The 21,814-nt window shown below is 45.2% G+C and carries 17 protein-coding genes; 5 read left to right on the top strand and 12 right to left on the bottom strand.

Annotated features, from left to right (window positions below; genetic code table 11):
• Positions 1 to 87: 87 nt before the first annotated feature.
• The 3 genes from L0992_03230 to L0992_03220 form a co-directional block, all read right to left on the bottom strand.
• A complete protein-coding gene (locus L0992_03230; protein ID XGB67728.1) occupies positions 88 to 897 on the bottom strand; it encodes a M15 family metallopeptidase in 810 nt (269 codons plus the stop codon).
• A gap of 79 nt (positions 898 to 976) precedes the next feature.
• The gene (locus L0992_03225) at positions 977 to 1,705 is read right to left on the bottom strand and encodes a DUF429 domain-containing protein (protein ID XGB67727.1); all 729 of its coding nucleotides are present in this window, start codon (positions 1,703 to 1,705) and stop codon (positions 977 to 979) included.
• 51 nt (positions 1,706 to 1,756) lie between these two features.
• A complete protein-coding gene (locus L0992_03220; GenBank protein XGB67726.1) occupies positions 1,757 to 3,469 on the bottom strand; it encodes a class I SAM-dependent methyltransferase in 1,713 nt (570 codons plus the stop codon).
• Between the two features lie 244 nt (positions 3,470 to 3,713).
• Between L0992_03220 and L0992_03215 the strand changes: the two genes are divergently transcribed.
• From L0992_03215 to L0992_03200, 4 genes are all read left to right on the top strand, one after another.
• Complete coding sequence (locus tag L0992_03215) at positions 3,714 to 4,658, top strand: hypothetical protein (protein XGB67725.1); 945 nt, start codon at positions 3,714 to 3,716, stop codon at positions 4,656 to 4,658.
• A gap of 191 nt (positions 4,659 to 4,849) precedes the next feature.
• Positions 4,850 to 5,617: a 1-acylglycerol-3-phosphate O-acyltransferase gene (locus L0992_03210; protein XGB67724.1), complete on the top strand. Its 768-nt coding sequence runs from the start codon at positions 4,850 to 4,852 to the stop codon at positions 5,615 to 5,617.
• Positions 5,618 to 5,763: 146 nt separating this feature from the next.
• Positions 5,764 to 7,104, top strand: a complete 1,341-nt coding sequence (locus L0992_03205) for an MBL fold metallo-hydrolase (protein XGB67723.1) — start codon at positions 5,764 to 5,766, stop codon at positions 7,102 to 7,104.
• Positions 7,105 to 7,562: 458 nt separating this feature from the next.
• On the top strand, positions 7,563 to 9,110 hold the full coding sequence (locus L0992_03200; GenBank protein ID XGB67722.1) for an alanine:cation symporter family protein: 1,548 nt from the start codon (positions 7,563 to 7,565) through the stop codon (positions 9,108 to 9,110).
• Between the two features lie 125 nt (positions 9,111 to 9,235).
• Here L0992_03200 and L0992_03195 read toward each other — a convergent pair whose 3' ends face one another.
• The 5 genes from L0992_03195 to guaB all read right to left on the bottom strand — a co-directional run bounded on the left by L0992_03195 (position 9,236) and on the right by guaB (position 17,547).
• Positions 9,236 to 9,829, bottom strand: coding sequence for an acetate uptake transporter (locus L0992_03195; GenBank protein ID XGB67721.1), 594 nt, complete (start codon positions 9,827 to 9,829; stop codon positions 9,236 to 9,238).
• Between the two features lie 653 nt (positions 9,830 to 10,482).
• Positions 10,483 to 12,033 carry a sodium:proton exchanger gene (locus L0992_03190; protein ID XGB67720.1) on the bottom strand — a complete coding sequence of 517 codons (1,551 nt, stop codon included), beginning with the start codon at positions 12,031 to 12,033 and terminating at the stop codon, positions 10,483 to 10,485.
• Between the two features lie 273 nt (positions 12,034 to 12,306).
• Entirely contained in the window at positions 12,307 to 14,004 is a 1,698-nt protein-coding gene (locus L0992_03185; GenBank protein ID XGB67719.1) for a chitinase, read from the bottom strand.
• 323 nt (positions 14,005 to 14,327) lie between these two features.
• Positions 14,328 to 15,881: a glutamine-hydrolyzing GMP synthase gene (gene guaA, locus L0992_03180; protein ID XGB67718.1), complete on the bottom strand. Its 1,554-nt coding sequence runs from the start codon at positions 15,879 to 15,881 to the stop codon at positions 14,328 to 14,330.
• A gap of 202 nt (positions 15,882 to 16,083) precedes the next feature.
• Entirely contained in the window at positions 16,084 to 17,547 is a 1,464-nt protein-coding gene (guaB, locus tag L0992_03175) for an IMP dehydrogenase (protein XGB67717.1), read from the bottom strand.
• A 244-nt stretch (positions 17,548 to 17,791) separates the two neighbouring features.
• Here guaB and xseA point away from each other — a divergent pair, with 244 nt between their 5' ends.
• Entirely contained in the window at positions 17,792 to 19,138 is a 1,347-nt protein-coding gene (gene xseA / locus L0992_03170) for an exodeoxyribonuclease VII large subunit (GenBank protein XGB67716.1), read from the top strand.
• Between the two features lie 93 nt (positions 19,139 to 19,231).
• Here xseA and ureG read toward each other — a convergent pair whose 3' ends face one another.
• From ureG to ureE, 4 genes are all read right to left on the bottom strand, one after another.
• Complete coding sequence (ureG, locus tag L0992_03165; protein ID XGB67715.1) at positions 19,232 to 19,870, bottom strand: urease accessory protein UreG; 639 nt, start codon at positions 19,868 to 19,870, stop codon at positions 19,232 to 19,234.
• A gap of 48 nt (positions 19,871 to 19,918) precedes the next feature.
• Entirely contained in the window at positions 19,919 to 20,599 is a 681-nt protein-coding gene (locus L0992_03160; protein XGB67714.1) for an urease accessory protein UreF, read from the bottom strand.
• A gap of 40 nt (positions 20,600 to 20,639) precedes the next feature.
• Positions 20,640 to 21,236: a HupE/UreJ family protein gene (locus L0992_03155; GenBank protein XGB68680.1), complete on the bottom strand. Its 597-nt coding sequence runs from the start codon at positions 21,234 to 21,236 to the stop codon at positions 20,640 to 20,642.
• A 73-nt stretch (positions 21,237 to 21,309) separates the two neighbouring features.
• Positions 21,310 to 21,762 carry an urease accessory protein UreE gene (gene ureE / locus L0992_03150; GenBank protein XGB67713.1) on the bottom strand — a complete coding sequence of 151 codons (453 nt, stop codon included), beginning with the start codon at positions 21,760 to 21,762 and terminating at the stop codon, positions 21,310 to 21,312.
• Positions 21,763 to 21,814: the final 52 nt, after the last annotated feature.

Here is a 21,814-nt window from a genome sequence, read left to right as displayed (position 1 = left end):
ACGACGTGCGTTGACCTTAGCGATTCAAAATACCCTTGAAGCGAGCTTAACTTGCTAAAACACAAACGGTTCTAAATAAACATAGCACTAAAAAGTCCCGACTGTTTTCTTTGCACAGATAGCTCGCGCTTTTTCTGCGCCCTCATCTTTATTTTTATTAAAACATTGGCGGTAAGATTCGACGTATCGCTCAAATAGCACTTTGGCTTCAGGTTGTGGTTTAGAGAGCAATTGGTTAACGAACTTTCTTGATCCGACCTCGAAATGCTGAGTATCGATTGGGGTATTCCAGTCCCCTCCCCAGATCATGAAGCCATGATGTGCAAAAAGCTCGACCACATCTTCCGCCATGCCTCGGCGTTCAATGTCATTGCGCGCACGAAAGCGCGTTCTGTTTACATAGCTAGTAGCCGATTGCGATGGCTTTACCGTGATGGTTCCGTTGCTATCGAACGCTAAGAAAGGGTTTTGAACTGGGTTGATGTCGATTGCCACACCGTAAGCATGCTTCGACCAGCTACCTCCGCCAGTGATAGGCCGAGCATTAAACGCGCTGCTGTTGTTCGCTTCCATCGAGGCGTTATCATCACCGTTGAACTCTCGCATTAGGCGCGCAGAATGCAGTGGGAAGTTACGCTGTTTGAGTTCTAAAAAGATTTGTTCAACAGAAGGGGCGATAACATCAAGCACGATCATGTTCCCTTGTTGCGTTTCGCCCTTAAAGTTAACGAAATCAAAGTCCACTTTGGATAGTCGGTCACAGCCAACAGGCGCTCCACTATTCAATACCTCGTTCTTTTTCATCATGTCGCATTGCCACTGAGAGACAGGCGCAACTTGGGCATAACTCGCCGCACTGATCAAAGTTGCCAGCAAACCAACAATTAAACGTTTCATATCAAGGCTCAAAAACAGTAAGAGTAAAAATACAGGAAGTGGAAAATAACACACTCAACCTAACAGAGCGCATACTTTGCTAGTGCGTTTTCTTCCAATAAACGATTTCGCGAACTCGACCATTCTGATCCTTATCAGCCTTTCCGCCAATATCGGTAAGTTCGGGCAAACTCGATAATGTTGGAGCGTGATACGCAATCAACATCAATATGAATGCGTCATAAACATCATCTATCGCAACATCTTTACGCTTGGTGTTTGAGATAGCTAACGCCACAACCTCACACCATTGCAGAGCGAGTTGCTGAATAATCGAAAGCCTTTCCTCTTTACCCTCTTGAGTTCGCTTAGAAAACGTTAGTGGTTCACCTTTCAAAGCAGCGAACACCACCTCAGGGTGAGACTCTCTGATCGATAAGTTCGGGTGATCATCGATGAGTTTATCTAGCTCTCGGATTTTAGGAACAATCCCCCAAGTTTGCTTAGAGAACTTCTTACCAAGCTGCTGCACATTGGCATTACACGCCGCAATATAATCGGCTTGGTAAACCGCCTCACGACACGGAACCGGGAATACTGAAGAACCACGTTTGTTGGTTAGAAAACGCCTTGCTACTTTGTCGCATAAACGATCTGGAGTCTGCGCGTCACTGAAACCAATCGGCATATCGATAAGTGCCGTTGAACCGACAAGATCACTCGCTAGCTCATCAAGCATCTTTACCACTTTGAACACAGGGGCATGATTATCAGAGACAATCCAAGCTATCCATCCCGCCTTACAGCCATCTATTCCGATGTATTTCATTGTTTACTCTACCGTTGCTTAATGGGTTAAATTAACGGGGCAAAGCGGTGCTCAATGCCACTCATTGATTAACAGTCGACTTTTCACACCACGTACCTGCAGACCCATTGCGTCAAACACCTCTTCGAAGTCTCGACACTGTGGTGGAATATTGGGTAAAGAAAGTGCTGCTTCAGAAAAGAACTGCTGTTCAAAATGAGCCGAATCACTCCACGCCAATTGCCACCATTCGAGAATACGAGGCTTAGACGCACGAAGTTTTTCAGCGGTAGGAACTTTGTCACTTTTGCTTAGATTTTCTTTGCTTGTGGTTGGAAATAAGTTCCACTTGTCGTTATTCGGCCAGTAAGCAAAAGGCAAACAGTGATCAACGTGATACTCGTTTTTTAGTGACTTTCCACTCCAGACGCTGACAATATCTACCTGAATCGCTCTAAGCTGTTCAACTCTCTTACGTACGTCACGAGTATCGTGGTTTCGGTCAATCCAGACTAAGCAGTCATGATAGGTCTGTAGTGAAATGTTGCGCTGTCGATTTAACTCAAAACGCTGCATCTCCATAACCCATTGATTCACGACTAGCGGCTCAATCCAAGAGTGATAGATTCTGAAACACTCCCACAAGCTTTCATCCAGAGTGAAGTAACCAAAACTTGCTAAGAACTCGCTGTCGATGACCAGTGATTCTCGATTCTTACGTCGCTGATGAGGTGGGAGTATCTCAAACAACCTATTCTCTTTAGAACCTTGATAAATAAAGGTCACTGGGCCCGATTTAATGGTGCTGATCGTCTGTGAAAACAACTTCTGTAATGCTTTGGCTTCATCACCAATAAACAGAGTGCCTATCGCTAAATCATCGGCACTGAGGTGCTTGAGCTTGTTCCAGCCATCATCTTTTACAAAGCCTAGGCCTTTACTCGTGTTGCTGTTTTGCTGAATCCCAACGCCTTCTATATCGATATCAATTAGACGCTTAAATTGTCTAACCCAATACAGAGCAACCAAACCCACTGGTAGAGATATTTTGCCATCGGCTCGATCAATCACAGCACCTGAATGGGCATCTGCGATTCGTAGTAAGGTTCTTAACAATGCCAATTTGTATGTGGCCGACTTATTGTCATTCACAATAATGTGGCGCACCTTGTTTAAGTCACCGGAGCCGTCATCTGGCAACGTCATCACTACGGTTTGCCACCAAACCTCACTGCGCTTCAAGGTATCTTGGCTGTTATCGACATGACGCACCAACAAAGCACTGTTTTTCGATAAACGCTCAAGCTCTTCAACCGAAACCTCATAGCCCTCTCGGTCGTCATGAAACTCTCCGTGACGTAGCGTAATCACCAACTTGCCATTTGGGGCGAGTAAGTTAGATAACTTTCTGAATGCTCGCTCTCGATATGATGGTGCAAGGTGCATCCAAACAGCACTCACCAGTATCAGGTCAAAACGCATTCCAAGGTTTTCAGTTCGGCTCAATGATGGGAGTGAATCATCTAACCATGTAACACTTGGCCCAGTATATTCAGAGCCTTGCTCACGTAATAACACACTAGGTTCTATCGCGATAACTTCAGCGCCAGCCTTTTGCATCCATAACGCATCACGGCCACTGCCCGCACCGACATCTAACACCTTATCGCCCTCTAAAGGCCAGTATGCTTGCCAGCTTTTATGTACCACTTCGAAAGCCACGGAGTTGTACTGCTGACAAAGTGCATGAGCATTTTTATCGTAAAAAGGAATCGATGAGGACATATACGCTATTGGAGTAATGAGACTAGCTCCATAGTAATAGTGACCTTACAAGATTACTAGCGGCACATATCGGTTCAGCCACTCCCATCAACATTCACCATTAGTCGCTGTTTTATATCAACATATCCCTATCGAACTAATCCAAAGAAAAGTGAAATAAACCTGGTGCAAGGTGACACACGAACAGAGATAATTACTTTTACAATAATACCCCTAACCTCAATAGCCAGCCGATAGAAGTTCAATGACTCAATACTCTTACATAGACATCCCATTCAACCTGCGCCACACCTGTTGGTTTTGTGGTGAGCCTTCTAATCACACGGTTGAGTTTCCTAAAACTGCTCAGCTTTTTGCCAAGGTTGGTCATGCGCCGATAGCTCTGCCAGCGTGTAAAGAGTGCGCGATTTTGAAGTGTTCGAAAGACCTGACTTCGATTTGGGCGGTGCGCGACCAGATAAAGCATGCGCTCATTGATAAGTATGCCAAGCACCTAGGTATTGGTGAGAACTGGACCGAGCAAGAGCTGATAGACAGCGAGTTTACAGGTTCGACACTTGCCGGCTTTGGGCGCAGCGCTTGGAAGATGTATCAAATCGCCAAGCAGCGAGTCGAGTATCAAGGCTGGCCTTTGTCGGTTGATAACACCGCCATTGAGGCCTATGACGAAACCAGTGGCTTTGAATTTGATGGCACTCGTTATGCTTCAATCCATTCTTGTATCGACTATTTCACCAAGGCAGCAGGCGTAGACAAAGAACTGCTGTCGGAGCTAATCAATATTGTTTCATCAGAAAGGTTTAACTACGCACTGAGAATTGCGAAGCTGAATAAGAATGTCTCGAATACCAAGCGCTTGGCAATCATCGACGAGGTGTTGCAGCAAGAATCTGAACAACAAGAGATTTTACTGGAACAGGCTAATGCGATGTTTAACCCCAATATTGAAGAGGTGTCGATTGCAGGTTCAACGGCTCCAGTGTTTGCAATTCAATGGGCATTGGCGAACAAGGTGGAAGATTTAGCTCACCTATGCGCGCTTGAAGATGACTATTTTGACTATTTCGAACACCTTGGCGGCCCTGCGGCTTTCATGTCTTATAACGGCCTTCAGCTCTATTTAGAGGCGCGCCAAGCTCCTGAATGGGTAGAACAATCCGACCCAAATAAACAATATTGGTTATCATGAGCCGTTACTGGTGAACATGTGTAAGCTCGATATGCGCGTCTAATACCTATTGTTAGTCATTGTTTTATATAAAGATCTAAAAAAAGGCCTCTAGCACAGTTAATTGTTGCAATTCGGTTAAATAGAGTGAAAACTTCAACTATCTAAAACTATTTAATCGCTGCATCATTGCGGTGAATAAGGAGTGAGTTGTGCTTGCTGTTCTTCGTATTATCTTGGCTACGGTGTTTATTATTTTCACCACTCTATGTGCTTTTGTTTACTGCTTGTTTAGCCCCAAGAACCCTAAGCATGTGTACGTTTTCTGTCGTTGGTTCAATCAACTACAAAAGATAGTTGGTGTAAAACTGGTTCAGCGCGGCCTAGAGAATGCGCCAACACCAGAAAAAAGCGTGTATATCTCTAACCACCAAAGCATATTGGACTTTGTCACCGACCCTGGAATGCTAAGACCACGCACCGTTTCTTTAGGAAAGCGTGATTTGTTAGTGGTGCCGTTCTTTGGCCTTCTGTATTGGATCACGGGGAACATTTTGATCAATCGTGAAGACAAATCGAAAGCGCGCGATACCATTAAACAAGTGGCAGAAGCTATTCATCAACGAGACCTGTCTGTGTGGGTTTACCCTGAAGGAACACGCAGTAAAGGCCGCGGGCTATTGCCGTTCAAAACGGGCGCTTTCCGAATGGCAATTGAGGCGGGTGTGCCTATCACCCCTATGTGCACGAGCACCACTCACAACAAAATCGACTTTAACCGATTAAACAACGGCATTGTAATCACCGAGATGCTTGAACCTATTGACGTGTCCGGATACAAACTGAGTGACGCTAGAGAGCTGGCCAATCACTGCCATGCGCTAATGGCTGAGAAGATTGCAGAGCTTGATGCCGAAGTCGCTAGATTGGAATCACAACAAAACCCAGAGCTTGATTCAGACCGTTCTTCTACTAACTAACTCGCAACGAACACACTGAGTCATCGCTCAGTTACTTAAAAAGATACTCAACGATCGCAACTCTCATTGTTCTTGTTTTACTTGTTGGCGCTTATCCGCAAAATAAAAACAGGCATTAAAGGCTGATAGAGCAATGGGAGTAAACGATGGAAGTGATTCACCATGGCGGTAAACATACGGTCACAGGATCTTGTCACGAGTTAAGAGATTCAGGTCAATCGGTACTTATCGATTGTGGCTTGTTTCAAGGTAAAGACACACGCCCTCTTGATATCGATTTTGAAACGTCTCATCTCAATGCCCTACTGCTAACTCATACTCACATTGATCATATTGGCCGATTACCTTGGTTACTCGCCAGTGGCTTTAACCAACCGATTTATTGCACTCAAGCGACGGCTGAACTTGCCCCTTTAATGATTGAAGACGGACTAAAGCTGCAAGGGCTCAGTCATAAACAATCCAAACTCATCCTTAAAAAGATTCGTTCGCTAATTGCGCCCAAGCCTTATGGAGATTGGTTTCCTATCACCTCTAAACAGCAAAATAACGGAAAGGATCATAGTAGGCTAAATACTCTGTATGCTCGTTTTCAACCTGCTGGACATATCTTAGGTTCTGCCTATATCGAGATAAAGTTACCTAATCAAGAAGTAGTCGTGTTTTCTGGGGACTTAGGGCCAAGTAACACACCTTTGCTTCCCGACCCTATGCCGCCACAACAAGCCGACTATCTGTTTATCGAATCCACTTATGGCACCAGTACACATGATGATATTGCAACACGAGCAGAGCGCCTTAAAGCGATCATTGATCGTTCACTACTCGATGGTGGTGTCATCCTAATTCCGGCCTTCAGTATCGGTCGAACACAAGAGCTGCTATTTGATATCGAACACCTGATCTTTGAGCATCAACTCAGCGCCGATATTCCTATCATCCTCGATTCTCCGATGGCAGAGAAAGTGACACGTTCCTATCGACGTTTTAAAGAACTCTGGGGACAAGAAGCAAAGCAACGCCTAGAACTGAAACGTCACCCACTTGCTTTTGATCAGTGTATTACTGTTTATGGGCATAGAATGCATAAGAAAATCGTTAATCGCCTCAAGTCGACAGGCGAACCCGCGATTGTGGTCGCGGCATCTGGAATGTGTCAGGGTGGCAGGATCATGAACTACTTATCCGCTTTACTTCCAGATAAACGAACAGATGTGATTTTAGCTGGCTACCAAGCACACGGTACACTAGGACGAGAGCTTCAACAGGGTGAAACGCAGGTTTCAATAGACAACAAACAAGTGGAAGTGAATGCTCAAATTCATGGCATGTCTGGCTACTCGGCTCACGCCGATAAAGAGGATCTCAATCGATTCATTACTAGCATTCCTGTTAAGCCAAAAGAGTTGCATTTGATACATGGCGAACCAAATACTCAGTCTGAATTCGCTCAAGAGTTACTAAAACAGGGATTCAAGGTCGTTTAAAACAAGTGTCTAACTAGGCACTTTTCCTACCGTAAATATAAAAACCATCATTTTATCCCCTCAAAAAATGATAGCGCTCTAAAACTGCCTACCCATCCTGAGCAAGTGATATATTCTAACTTTACCGTAACAAATTCACTCTAGCAGGCTTTCATGCTAAATGGTCGATTCGTCTATTTTATCGCCACCCTTTCTTAATCACCGATCACAAAACTTACTTGTTTGTATTAATCACTATTTATTCACTTTGCAAAACCCGAAACAAAGCAACTAGTTGCACTTGCATTTAAATGGAACGATTCCCGAAATAGCACTAAGCGTTAACAATTAGCTCCTGTAACATGCTTTATGTCACAGTAATCCCAATGCGTAGTTAAATAATTTAACACTCAGGTTACAAGTGAAGTATTGTGTTGTTCGAAAAACAATCACAAGTAAAACTAACAGGGAAAATACTCATGCAGTCATTCGTTGATTTTTTGAATGGAATTATCTGGAGTCCAGTGCTTATCTACCTATGTTTAGGTGCAGGTTTGTTCTACTCCGTCATGACTCGATTTGTACAAATCCGTCACTTCTTTGAAATGTGGCGCTTGTTACTTTCGGGTAAAAGCTCGTCAAAAGGCATCTCGTCTTTCCAAGCTCTCGCCGTTTCGCTATCTGGCCGTGTAGGTACAGGTAACATTGCAGGTGTTGCTGCTGCTATCGGTTTCGGTGGCCCGGGTGCAGTATTCTGGATGTGGGTTGTAGCCTTCTTTGGTGCCGCGACTGCTTATGCAGAATCAACGCTAGCGCAAATCTATAAAGAAGAAGACGAAGGCCAGTTCCGTGGTGGTCCGGCTTACTACATCGAAAAAGCGATGGGTCAGAAGTGGTACGCATGGATCTTCGCAATCGCGACTATTTTTGCTTGTGGTATTTTACTTCCAGGTGTTCAGTCAAACAGTATCGGTAACGCTGTAGAAGCTGCATTTGGTTCAGGTGATATGATCGAAACAGCTGTTGGTACATTCAGTTTTGCTAAAATTTTCACTGGTACTGTTGTCGCTATCATCCTTGCTTTCATCATCTTTGGTGGTGTTAAACGTATTGCGAACTTCACACAGATCGTTGTTCCTTTCATGGCACTGGCTTACATCATCATCGCGTTCGTTATCATTCTGCTAAACATCAGCCAAGTGCCAACTGTTTTCGCAATGATTGTTGGTGATGCATTCACACCTATGGCAGGCTTCGGTGCTGCAATTGGTTGGGGTGTTAAACGTGGTGTTTACTCAAACGAAGCGGGTCAAGGTACTGGTCCTCACGCGGCAGCGGCTGCAAGTGTTGATCACCCAGCTCAGCAAGGTTTGGTACAAGCGTTCTCTATCTACATCGATACACTTCTAGTATGTTCTGCTACAGCGTTCATGATCATCATCACTGGTGCTTACAACGTTCACGGCGGCGCTGAAGGTGTATTCCTTGTTCAGAACCTAGCAGCAAACATTGGCGCGAATGGCCCTGTATTTACACAGCTTGCTATTGAAAGTGCACTACCAGGCATTGGTAAGCCATTCATCGCATTTGCTCTGTTCTTCTTCGCATTTACAACGATTCTTGCTTACTACTACATTGCAGAAACGAATATTGCTTACCTACGTCGTACCATCAAGATCCCTGGCATGATGTTCGTACTTAAGCTTGTTCTTATCACTGCAGTTTTCTATGGCACAGTTAAAACAGCGAACCTTGCATGGGCAATGGGTGATGTTGGTGTTGGCTTAATGGCATGGTTAAACATCGTAGGTATTCTGATTATCTTCTTCATGTCTAAGCCTGCGCTTAAAGCACTGGCTGATTACGAAGAGCAACAGAAACAAGGTGTAACTGAATACACGTTCAACCCTGTGAAACTAGGCATTAAAGGTGCTACTTACTGGGAAGAGAAGTACAAGCGCAAAACGGGTAAATCGCCTGAAGCCGAAGCGGCAGACAGCAAGCCTGTTGAGCAGCCTTCAGCGTAAGACGTTCAAACAGTGATATTGCTTTAAAGAATAACGATGTTTTAGATTCTGTTTTTCTTTGAAGCAAGATGCAAAAAGGGTTAGCCATGGCTAACCCTTTTTTTATATTTCTAAGAAACGCTAAATTAAGCAGCGATTTCTTGTGTTGCCATTTGAGGTGCTTTCTTCTCACCAACTGGCAGTACTGTGCGGCCGTATTCGTTGTTGATTACTTGTGCCATTGCAAAGTAAATAGCAGAAGCGCCACAGAAGATGCCTTCAAAACCAGCGATAGTGCCGATCAGTGCGCTGCCTGTGAAGTTATGAGCTGCAAGTAAGAAGAACAAGATAGTTAGTGAACCGAATACTACTTGCTTCGCTACTGGGTAGCATAGAGAGCCGATGAACATGAAGCCTGTGAAGATGCCCCATAGTAGTAGATACCAACCCATGAATGCCGCAGGGCTTGCTGGTAGGCCCATGTAAGGCATTACAATCAAACCAACCAAAGACAACCAGAATAGGCCGTAAGAAGCAAACGCAGTTGTACCGAACGTGTCACCACGTTTGAAACACATAGTGCCCACGATAACTTGGCTCAAACCACCGTAAAAAATACCCATCGCAAGGATCATTGAATCCATTGGGAAGAAACCTGCGTTGTGGATATTAAGAAGAATAGTGGTCATACCGAAACCCATTAAGCCTAGTGGCGCTGGGTTAGCTAGTTTGGTCGACATTGCGAATTTACCTTATTAAAGTGGTTGATTAAAAAAAATCGATAAAATTTGTAAGAAAATTTTAATTGATAAATTGCTTTTGGGATAATCCAGTTATCGAAAACTAAGGTTGTTGAAATGATCACATGGAAAATTAGTTTCATAACAAGCTGTATTGATTCACAGAAACTATCAATAAGCAGATTCCCTATCACGCTATAAAAGAGATGCGAGTAACGAGATACGAGATGCGAAAAGAGTCTGTAGATTCAAGTAAGTGAGATATTAGGTGTGAATGCTGAACAAGAGACAGCGAGCTTTTCGTTACTTGTTTACTCGCATCCCGTATCTATTCATTAATTCGTCATTCCAGAACCGAGGGACGAGGTATCTGGAATCTCATCTTCAATATAAGCACTTTTGGTACATAAGAGATTCCCTATCACGTTCGTCCCTCATTGTAGGGGATGACGGAAGTTTATGTAGATGCGGGTAACGGGATGCGGAATGCGAACAGCGCGTTCTGGTTGAGTAAGCGAGAAACTAAATAGCAAACACGAGTAATAATAGGACGATCTTTTCGTTACTCGTATCCCGCATCCATTCATCGAATCGTCATTCCAGAATCGAGGGACGAGATATCTGGAATCTCATCCCTCATTTGCCATCTTAAATTACGCTTGTTGAGCTTTAGATTCAGATACTTGAGATTGCACTTCTGAAGAAGCGTTTTTACTCGCATCACGCTTGGCTAACAGTGTCACAACCACTAATTGAGCGACAAGCGCACCTAACACAACCAGCGAGCTGCCAGTAAAGCCAGCTACGATAAAGCTCACTAAAGCAATTGAACCATTCATCAATGCGTAAGGCAGCTGTGTCTTAAAGTGCTCAAACTGATCACACCCAGCGCCAGTCGAAGAGAGAATGGTAGTTTCAGAGATCGGTGAGCAGTGATCACCAAACAAGCCGCCAGAAAGTACAGCGCCAATCGCTACCAGAAGCGGTGCATCAATCGCGATCGCGGTTGGGATAACCAATGGCATCATGATAGCGAAGGTTCCCCATGAAGAGCCCGTTGCGAATGAGATAATAGCCGACAACAAGAAGGCTACGGCAGGCACTAACCAATAAGGGAACCCGCTCTGCGCTTGCTCTGCAATATAAGCGGCTGCACCTAACTCTTTACCAATCGAGCTTAACGCCCACGCCAGTACCAAGATAATCGCAACAGGCATCATGTTACCCATGCCTTTCAGGTACACAGAGACACCATCTGAAAGCTTTCTTACTCCGTAATAAGCCATCAACGAGATCAAGGTAATCGCGGCAAAGAAGTAAGCCGAAGATAAAGCCGCTCTGAATGATGAACCAGCAACCTTTTGGAATGGGAAGCCTTGCGGAACCAACATGGCACACAACACCACCAACATCACTAACAGTGGTGCCCAAACAAAAGAGGCCTTTGCATTTTTATGCGAGAAAGGATTAAGTGACTCGCTATTCACGCCAGTATCGATTCCCGCTTGGCAATCACGTTCAGCTTTCGCAATTGGTCCGAAGTCTAAGCCTTTAAATGAAACCAAAGGAACGATGAAAATCGCGAGGAATGCGTAGAACTGAAAAGGAATCGCACCGATGAAGGCATCCCAGTCAGACATGTTGACATTCAAGGCCGTGAACTCTTTTTGAATCAGGCTCATGATGTAAACGCCCCACCCGATAAAAGGGATAAGGATCGCAACTGGCGATGAGGTTGAATCAATGATGAATGCTAGCTTCTGTCTTGAAAGTTTCAGTTTATCGAAAAGGGGACGAAAAACAGGGCCAACGATTAAAGGGGTACCTAAGTCAGAGAAAAATATAACGATTCCCCCAAACCATGCCGAGATTTGCGCTTGGCATTTATTGCTTACCCATTGGGTAACACGCTTGGCAAACGCAACACCACCGCCCGATTTCTCCATCAAGGCAACAAAGCCTCCGATGAACACCAACAACATAATCACGCCAGCGTTATAGCTGTCGGTAAGTTGAGGGACTAAGTAACCTTTAACCATGGTACCAAACGTATCAAGCGGATTGAGTTCGCTAAACATACCAGTCAGCATCGCAACACCACTTAGCACGCCAGCAAAAAGGCCTATCACCACATTCCTTGTCGCCAACGACAACACCAAAGTAATCACAATGGGGATGAGTGACGTGATATCTGTCTGTTCCATAGGTACACCTTAACCCTAAAAATAAAGAATAAATATAAGTTAAATTTGAATATAAATTCACAATCGCAATTTGTACAGAACTTTATCCTCTAACTGGATAATTAGCCTTAAAATGCACATTAACATAGCCGAATAGACCCATCGACCTTCCTAGACCACCAAGTTCGAAACGAAAAAAAGCCGAAAGTAGAAACTTTCGGCTTTTGATTATTTATATCGCTACAGCGTAATACTGAACTCGTCGTTTAAACCACTGTTTCGATATTCAGACTATCAATTACAACTGATTTCATCCCAGAACCAATTCGACTGAACAGGGCTCTCCCAAACACCCGGGCCATTTTTAGACACGAAGCACTTGCCGTTATGTGTCACTTTGTCACCGTTACTTACTTGGCTAACTCCCGCTTCCCATGTGATAAACACCGATGGGTCAACAACTGCAGGTGGCTCGGTCACAGGTGGTTCAACTGGTGTTGGGTCCACCGGAGCAGGATCAACAGGAGCTGGGTCAGTCACTACTGGTGGTGTTGGCTCACCTGCCACGAATTTCCAAGGGCCGCCATTAGCAGGGTCATCCCCTTGCGTCCACCATTTCGCTTCGTAAGTCGCACCGTTGTGAGTCACTTGATCGCCAGCGTTGTAAACCTTAGTCGCACTCCAACCGTTGCCACCAGGATCGGTTCCTGGGTCTACCGGATCAAGCTTATCGACCACTTTCACTTCCGGCCAGCTTGCATGAGAACCATAGAAATTGGTCACACACTTCTCGTAATCGCCCGCCACCAGCGCAGAATAAGCCGTTTGGAAACCAACCAACTCACATTCAAATGAATAGCCTTCTGGGCGATCTGCGTAGTATTTCCAGTTACCATCCCAGTTGGTGTACAGCACGTCAGTCGCGCCATTGAGATTCAAGCTTCCGTATGGGGTTTGCTGCCAACAAGTATTCGCTTCATCCGCTTCTACAGGAATTTCATAGTGCGCTGCTAGCCCTTCCCAATAACGAATACGGTTAACTGGCTGGCCTTTGTCTTTATTCTGTTCACCACACTCAATACCACCGTTGATCACATTGATGGTGGTACCAAAGCCATAACCAATACCCGCATCCAATTCACGTTGAGATGGCGTCCATGTACGGTCGATAACATGCAGCATTGCTGGTTTAGGCGCTTGTGGTGTTAAGAAGAACCAGATAGCTGAAGCTAAGTTCAACCAAGAGTCAGCAACTAAGCCCGGATTATTCAATAGCACCGTCGCATCACCATCAAACATCACCTCCGAGAAGGCACCGTAGTTAAAGTGGTAAGAAAGCTGTTTAGCACCACGACCGAAGTAGCCCTGCCCCGCGGCACATGGCCAGCGAGCATTTTGCCAATCGTTCTGACCACAACCAGTGGTGTAGCCTTCTTGACCTTCAGACCACCCCATTTCACGAACATGTACCAGCGCTTGCTGCCACTCTTCGAGAGCTAATGGGTTATCAGATGTGTTGTCTATCGCGATGTGACCGCCCGTCTCTTGAGAGAAGTGAGCAAAAGCGGTGATGATGGATTTCTTACAGATGGCATCAGAGTCGCGGCCATCGGTGTACTCGCCACAGAAAGCAGGGAATTTACCAATCGCACGTAAGAAACGAGTGTAAGTGTATTCTGGCGCTGCCATCTGAGTAAGGAAATCCCATTCAGACTGAGGGAATACACGCTCAACCCGCTTTACGTTTTCAGGGTTGGAAAGTGAACCGGGTTCAATCGCTTCAACGATGGTGTTCGAACGAGTTTGTAGGGCCTGTGACCAGATCGCATACATAGGATCCGAGGTTTTTGCTTGTTCAGCGGCTTGTAATGCCGACTTTTCAACAAGGTAGCCATTCGGGTTTTGCGGATCAGGTTGAATGTTCAAAGACGCATGACTTTGTGCTGCTAAGGTGCAGCCCAGTACTGTCGCCAAATATTTGATTTTTAACATGATGGATTCTCTTATCTGTCCTTAATAAGTCCATCAAAGAGTATGTGGCACGTGGGAAATAGCCTAGCTGTTACGGTATGAATTTATAAAAAGTGCGAGTGATAGTTTTATGTATAGTTAAACGTAACAACACGTATCATACTTTCTTGAGCTGATATCTAGTTTCCAACCGATTTGGTTTCTAGGTGTCGCTCACTTGGTTTCTAAGTGTTGCTCACAAGCCTTTAATGCAATGAATCAATATAATGAATCGAAAAGAAAAAAGCCCCGAACTGAGTTCAAGGCTTAAGATCTTAATCAAAGCTGGTTAAATCTCTAAGAGATTATTCCCACTCGATAGTTGCTGGTGGCTTACCAGAAATATCGTAAACAACACGCGAAATGCCGTTAACTTCGTTGATAATACGGTTAGATACCTTACCTAGGAAGTCGTATGGTAGGTGTGCCCAGTGAGCTGTCATGAAGTCGATAGTTTCTACAGCACGTAGAGATACAACCCAATCGTACTTACGGCCATCGCCCATTACGCCAACTGAACGTACTGGTAGGAATACCGTGAATGCTTGAGATACTTTGTGGTAAAGGTCAGCAGCGTGAAGCTCTTCAATGAAGATAGCATCTGCGCGACGCAGTAGATCACAGTACTCTTTCTTGATTTCGCCAAGAACACGAACACCTAGACCTGGACCCGGGAACGGGTGGCGGTAAAGCATGTTGTATGGAAGACCAAGCTCAAGGCCGATCTTACGTACTTCATCTTTAAACAGCTCACGTAGAGGCTCAACAAGACCCATTTCCATATCATCAGGAAGGCCACCAACGTTGTGGTGAGATTTGATTACGTGTGCTTTACCTGTCTTAGATGCTGCAGACTCGATTACGTCTGGGTAGATAGTACCCTGAGCAAGCCATTTAGCATTAGACAGCTTCTTAGACTCTTCATCGAAGATATCTACGAATACGTGACCGATGATCTTACGCTTAGCTTCTGGTTCAGCTTCGCCTTCCAGAGCTTTAAGGAAACGATCTTCTGCATCTACTTTGATGATGTTTAGGCCGAACTGGTCGCCAAACATATCCATAACTTGCTCAGCTTCGTTTAGACGAAGAAGGCCGTTATCAACAAATACACATGTTAGTTTGTCGCCGATAGCGCGGTGAGCAAGCATCGCAACTACAGATGAATCAACACCGCCAGAAAGACCAAGGATAACTTCGTCGTCACCGACTTGTTCTTTAATACGTGCAACTGCATCTTCAATGATTGAAGCTGAAGTCCACAGACCTTCACAACCACATACGTTAAGAACGAAGTTCTCAAGCATTTTCAGGCCGTTTTTAGTGTGTGTTACTTCTGGGTGGAATTGAACACCGAAGTACTTCTTCTCTTCGTTTGCCATTGCAGCGTATGGGCAAGTGTCTGTTTCAGCGATCTTTGTGAAATCAGCTGGAATCTCAACTACTTTGTCGCCGTGGCTCATCCAAACGTCTTGAGTAGACTCAAGGTCAGTGAAAAGTGCAGATTCACCAGTCACTTGTACAGCAGCGTAGCCGAACTCGCGTTCAGTAGACGTTGCTACTTTACCGCCAAGTTGCTCAGCCATAGTTTGCATGCCGTAGCAAATACCGAATACAGGAACACCTGAATCAAATACGTACTGAGGTGCACGTGGAGAGTTCTCTTCCGTTACACTTTCAGGGCCACCAGATAGGATGATACCGTCTGGATTGAATTCACGAATATCCGCTTCTTCTACGTCCCAGCTCCAAAGTTCACAGTAAACACCGATCTCACGAATACGACGAGCTACTAGCTGTGTGTATTGAGAACCGAAGTCCAGAATTAGAATACGTTGGTCATGAATATTTTTAGTCATTGTAAGCAGTCTTATTGGCTATGTGATAAAACGGAGGCGAGTTTACTCACCTCTGATTAACTCTTCAAGAAATAAAGCAAACGTTTTCGTTGGTTATCTGTAAGTCGATGTTTTGCAAAAATCATACGTTCAACAAAACAGGCTTTAGATAAAATAATGTGCCGACTAAATCAGCACATTATTCAAACGTTTGGACGTATTATTAACCTAAACGGTAGTTAGGTGCTTCTTTCGTGATTTGAACATCGTGTACGTGAGATTCTTTCATGCCCGCACCAGAGATACGAACAAACTCAGCTTTAGTACGCATGTCTTCAACAGTTGCAGAACCTGTTAGGCCCATGCTTGAGCGTAGACCGCCCATCTGTTGGTGAACGATCTCTTTTAGACGACCTTTGTATGCGATACGACCTTCAATACCTTCTGGAACAAGCTTGTCTGCAGCGTTGTCAGATTGGAAGTAACGGTCAGAAGAACCTTGAGACATAGCGCCAAGAGAACCCATACCACGGTAAGACTTGTAAGAACGACCGTTGTAAAGGATAACTTCACCCGGTGCTTCTTCAGTACCAGCGAACATTGAACCAACCATCACACAAGATGCGCCAGCAACGATAGCTTTACAGATATCGCCAGAGAAGCGGATGCCGCCATCTGCGATTACTGGAATACCGTATTCGTTTGCAACTTCAGCAGCGTCTGCGATTGCTGTTACTTGAGGAACACCAACACCAGTAACGATACGAGTCGTACAGATTGAACCCGGGCCGATACCTACTTTAACCGCACTAACACCAGCTTCGATAAGAGCACGAGCGCCAGCACCAGTTGCTACGTTACCACCGATGATTTGTAGATCAGGGTATGCAGCGCGAGTTTCGCGGATACGGTTAAGTACGCCTTCAGAGTGACCGTGTGAAGAGTCGATAAGTAGAACGTCTACGCCAGCTTCAACTAGAGCAGCAACGCGCTCTTCGTTACCAGCACCAGCACCAACAGCTGCACCTACACGTAGGCTGCCGCGCTCATCTTTACAAGCGTTTGGTTTGCGTTCTGCTTTGTGGAAATCTTTTGCAGTGATCATTCCAGTCAGTTGGAAGTCATCATTTACAACAAGAACTTTTTCAACACGCGCTTCGTGCATTTTCTCTTGAACTTCTTCACGAGTTGCACCTTCTTTAACAGAAGCAAGGCGAGCTTTAGGCGTCATTACTACATCAACTTTCTTAGAAAGGTCAGTAACAAAGCGAACGTCACGGCCAGTAATAATACCAACCAATTCGTTTGTTTCAGTAACAACAGGGAAACCGGCAAAGCCGTGTTTTTGAGTAAGGGCTACAACATCAGCGATTGTCGCGTCAGGGCTTACAGTTACTGGGTGAGAAACCACACCAGCTTCGTAAATTTTAACCTGGCGAACCATTTCAGCTTGCTGCTCGATTGACATATTCTTATGAATAAAGCCAATACCACCTTCTTGCGCAAGGGCAATTGCTAGGCGTGCTTCCGTAACAGTATCCATCGATGCAGAGATCATTGGGATGTTTAAAGAAATGTTTTTCGTTAACTGAGTGCGAAGATCAGCTGTGTTCGGAAGAACGGTTGAGTGTGCTGGGACGAGTAAAACGTCATCAAAAGTTAAAGCTTCTTTTGCGATTCGTAGCATTTGCAATATCTCACAACAAAGGTGTTAAAAGGAGTAAACCCAACTTTATCGTTTCGCATAATAAAGTGATTTGGATTTGATATTGCAGACGGATTATACGCACGGCGAAATCGCTTGGCTACACATTTTTGTATTTTTAATTTGCATTTACCCCCTTGCTATGTATTATATTGCCGCTATCTTCCATACTCACGCCCTGTGAGATTCCAAGAAAGACCTTCCTTCAAGGAAAGATAGTGCTTCTATGACTAATCCAAACATCTTTACTGTTTCTCGCCTCAACTCAGAGGTTCGTCTCCTATTAGAAAACGAAATGGGAATAGTCTGGCTCGTTGGTGAAATCTCGAACTTCTCTGCACCTGTCTCTGGTCACTGGTACCTCACGCTTAAAGACTCTCGCGCTCAAGTTAAGTGCGCCATGTTTCGTGGCAATAACCGCCGAGTCACCTTTAAGCCTCAAAACGGCAATCAAGTTTTAGTCAAAGCTCGCCTGTCTCTTTACGAGCCACGTGGTGACTATCAACTGATCATCGAAAGCATGCAGCCAGAAGGTGACGGTAAGCTTCAGCAAGAGTTTGAAAAGCTGAAGATGAACCTCGCCGCAGAAGGACTCTTTGCTCAATCGAGTAAGCAACCGCTTCCTGAACATCCAAAGCGTGTTGGCGTTATCACCTCTAAAACCGGTGCAGCACTGTTTGATATTCTTGATGTCCTGAAAAGACGCGATCCTTCACTGCCAGTGGTGGTTTACCCAACCATGGTGCAAGGCGAAGAGGCAGCTATTCAGATTGCTCAGGCGATTGGACGAGCTAACGAACGCAATGAGTGTGATGTGTTGATCGTGGGTCGTGGCGGCGGTTCATTAGAAGACCTATGGTGCTTCAATAACGAGATCGTAGCTCGCACAATCGCAGCAAGCCAAATCCCAATTATCAGCGCAGTTGGCCATGAAGTTGATGTCACTATCGCCGATTTCGTCGCAGATATGCGCGCTCCTACGCCATCAGCAGCCGCTGAATTGGTTAGCCGCGATAACAGCCATAAAGAGCAAGCTTTCGCATCTAAACGTGCTCGCTTAGTCAGTGCGATTCGTCATGTGTTAATCAAACAGGCACAATCAACTCAAACGTTGAAATATCGCTTAGAGAAACAACACCCTAGCTACCAACTGCAAAAGCAGAGTCAGCAGCTTGATGACCTAGATATGCGTTTGCGTCGTGGTATGACTCAATACCTAAAGCAACATGCACAGCGTGTTGAACGTAAACAGCACCAGCTTCAATTGAACTCGCCAGTGAAGCGCCTTGGCGAACAGAAACTGCATCTGCAACGTTCAGAGCAAAAGCTATTAGATGCGATGGATAAGACGTTACTAACGACTCGCCACCAGCTCGCTATGGCTGCAGAGAAGTTAGAAACAGTGAGTCCACTGGCAACCCTAAAGCGTGGCTACAGCATTACTCATTCAGCATCGAGTAAGACGGTATCATCGATTAACGACGTCGAAGTAGGTGAAGTGATCACCACTCAAGTTGAAGACGGTGTGATTGAGTCGCAAGTGACCACTAGACTTACTAAGAGCGAGCTTTAAGTTCGACTCGAACGTTTGAAACCAGAAAGCCCTATCGATAATCGACAGGGCTTTTTAGTATCTAAAGGCTTAAAAAACTAACTGATTCCAACCCTACTCAGTCGTAGAAGGCTCCTTCATGGTTAGCATCCCTTCGGTCACGATAAAGTTGATGATGAAATCTAACCCTTGGCTCTCTTTGAGGTTGGTGAACACGTAAGGCTTGGTTGGACGCATACGTTGTGTGTCTTGCTCCATCACCTCAAGTGACGCGCCAACATACGGTGCTAAATCGATCTTGTTGATAACCAACAGATCAGATCGTGTAATACCCGGGCCACCTTTACGTGGGATCTTCTCCCCTTCCGCTACATCAATCACGTAGATAGTAAGGTCGGCTAACTCAGGGCTGAACGTCGCACTCAGATTGTCGCCACCACTCTCTACAAATACCACATCAAGGTTCTTATGTAGCTTAGCCAGCTCTTCGACTGCCGCGAGGTTCATCGACGCATCTTCACGGATCGCTGTGTGTGGGCAGCCGCCCGTTTCCACACCAATAATGCGGTCAGGTTCTAGAGCTTCAGCTCGTGTCAGTATCTTTGCATCTTCTTGGGTGTAGATGTCGTTGGTTACTACGGCAATGTTTAGCTTGTCGCGAATCGCCTTACACAGCACTTCCAACAGTGCAGTTTTACCTGACCCAACAGGGCCACCAATACCAATTCGAAGGGGTTGCTTATAACTTTCCATGATCTACTTCCTTATATTCTTTTCTTGCTACCTCGTTAGCGCAGATCGCTACGAACGAAATAGTCGTGTGTATTGTGTTTCGTGCAATGAACTCGCTAACGCCATCGAAGGCGAAAAGCTACCTATCATCCAATCTTCAATCGTGCGTGCTTTCTCAATCACCTCAGGAAAGGTGTTAGTGATATTAATCAGCGCCAACTGCCCATCGGTTTGGCCTAAAGGCACTAGCTTTACGCCTGCAGTAACGATATTTTCAAGCCAGCTCCATAAGTAACCTTGCTTAAGGCTTTCTAAATCGATGTCCCAGTGTTGAGCGGCGATGCACATTCCTAACAGCTGGTTTGGGTGACTATCAACAGAGTCCACCAGCGAAATATCGATATCTAAGCGCTTCAACAAGGTATTCAATGCATGCCCGCGCTGCTTTTCTTCTGCTCGCAATTCACTGGTTTCACGGCTTGAGTACAAGTAGTTACACCAGTGCTCAATCTCATCGAGTTCACCCTTTTCTAGGGCATGATAAAGGCGCTCTAAGATAGGTAATTCCAAGGTCGCGACACTGGAACTAACGATGGTATTAAGCCACTGTTCCATGCTATCGCGATTGGTCACCCACCCCGCCTCAACCGCCAGTTCTAAGCCTTGCGAATAAGTGAAACCACCAATCGGCAACGACGGACTGATCAATTGGAACAGACGATAAATCGCGACATTTCCTGTTGTGCTCATACTCTGCTCTCTGTCTTCTAGAATCGAAAAGTTCGAGAGCTTACGCGCCTAACAGTAATGCTGCGCTTGCTGAAGCAACACCAACTGACAACCATTTAGAGTAAACTGCGCGCCCTACAAACGTGCCGATAACCATTAATGCCAAAGCAGTGATGCTCATGCCTGATGCAAATTGAGTTAGGTTGCTCGCAGCTTCAACACCGTGTGCGTAACCATGGAAAAACAACATCGCGATGGAAGCGACTAATACGCTGTTTACACGCTTGGTCGATGGTGAGAATACGTGCCATAGACATAAGCTGACGACGAACAGAGAAGCGATGATTGCTGGTTCAACAATCACAGAGAAGCCTAAGGCTTGGCCTGCGATAAGCCCAACGACTAGTGAAGCCAATCCACCACCAATCAAAGCGGCTTTTATCTTGGTTGAAAACGACAGTGCGCCAATTAACAAACCAAAAGCGATCAGCATAATCAGGTGATCCATACCTGTCACAGGGTGAGTTAAGCCAGACATAAATGAGTGAGACTCATGAACAGAATGTGAGCCATGCCCCGGGTGAGCTAAAGCCATCGTTGATGTTGTTAGAGAAGCCAGTGTGAAAGTACATAAGCCAGCAGCTGTTTTAAAGTTCATCGCGAGTTCCTTGCGTTTATAGTTATTAATATCGTTGTTATATAAATCGTTTAGTGAGCCATCAATGACTCGATTAATGATGGTGATGATGACCACCTGAGCGACCGCCATAAGCGCCACCTTCAGGTTCAAACGGTTGTTTTTCAGTCGTCACTGTCGCGCCCAAACCTTCAACCATTTCATCCAAAACATGGTCGTGTTGATAACGCACCCAGCCCGCCTCGACTTGTAGTGGCACATGTCGGTTACCTAGGTGGTAAGCAACACGAGTTAATAGATGCGAGTCTTCACAGTAAACAGTCGACACGGTTTCCGGCGCCGCTTTTACTTCGACAGTTAAGCCACACTCACTAGTTAATTGTTCTCCGCCACGCAAGATATGACCTCGTGGTAGAAATAGCCCTGCATCTCGACCATCATCCAATGTCACTTTAAGACGGCTTTTGATGCGGCTATCGATCGGTAGGCTTAGAAAGCCATCTGGAGCCGTGTTCAACTCGGCTTGAATTTGAGTAAGTTCAATCATGCTATTACCTCAATCTCCTTATGAGATTTATAACGTTCAAAATAAGAGCCCT

Source organism: Vibrio pomeroyi, assembly GCA_041879425.1.
Classification (GTDB): domain Bacteria; phylum Pseudomonadota; class Gammaproteobacteria; order Enterobacterales; family Vibrionaceae; genus Vibrio; species Vibrio pomeroyi_A.
The sequence above is the reverse complement of the archived record's forward strand: the minus strand, read 5'-3'. Positions and strand labels throughout refer to the sequence as shown.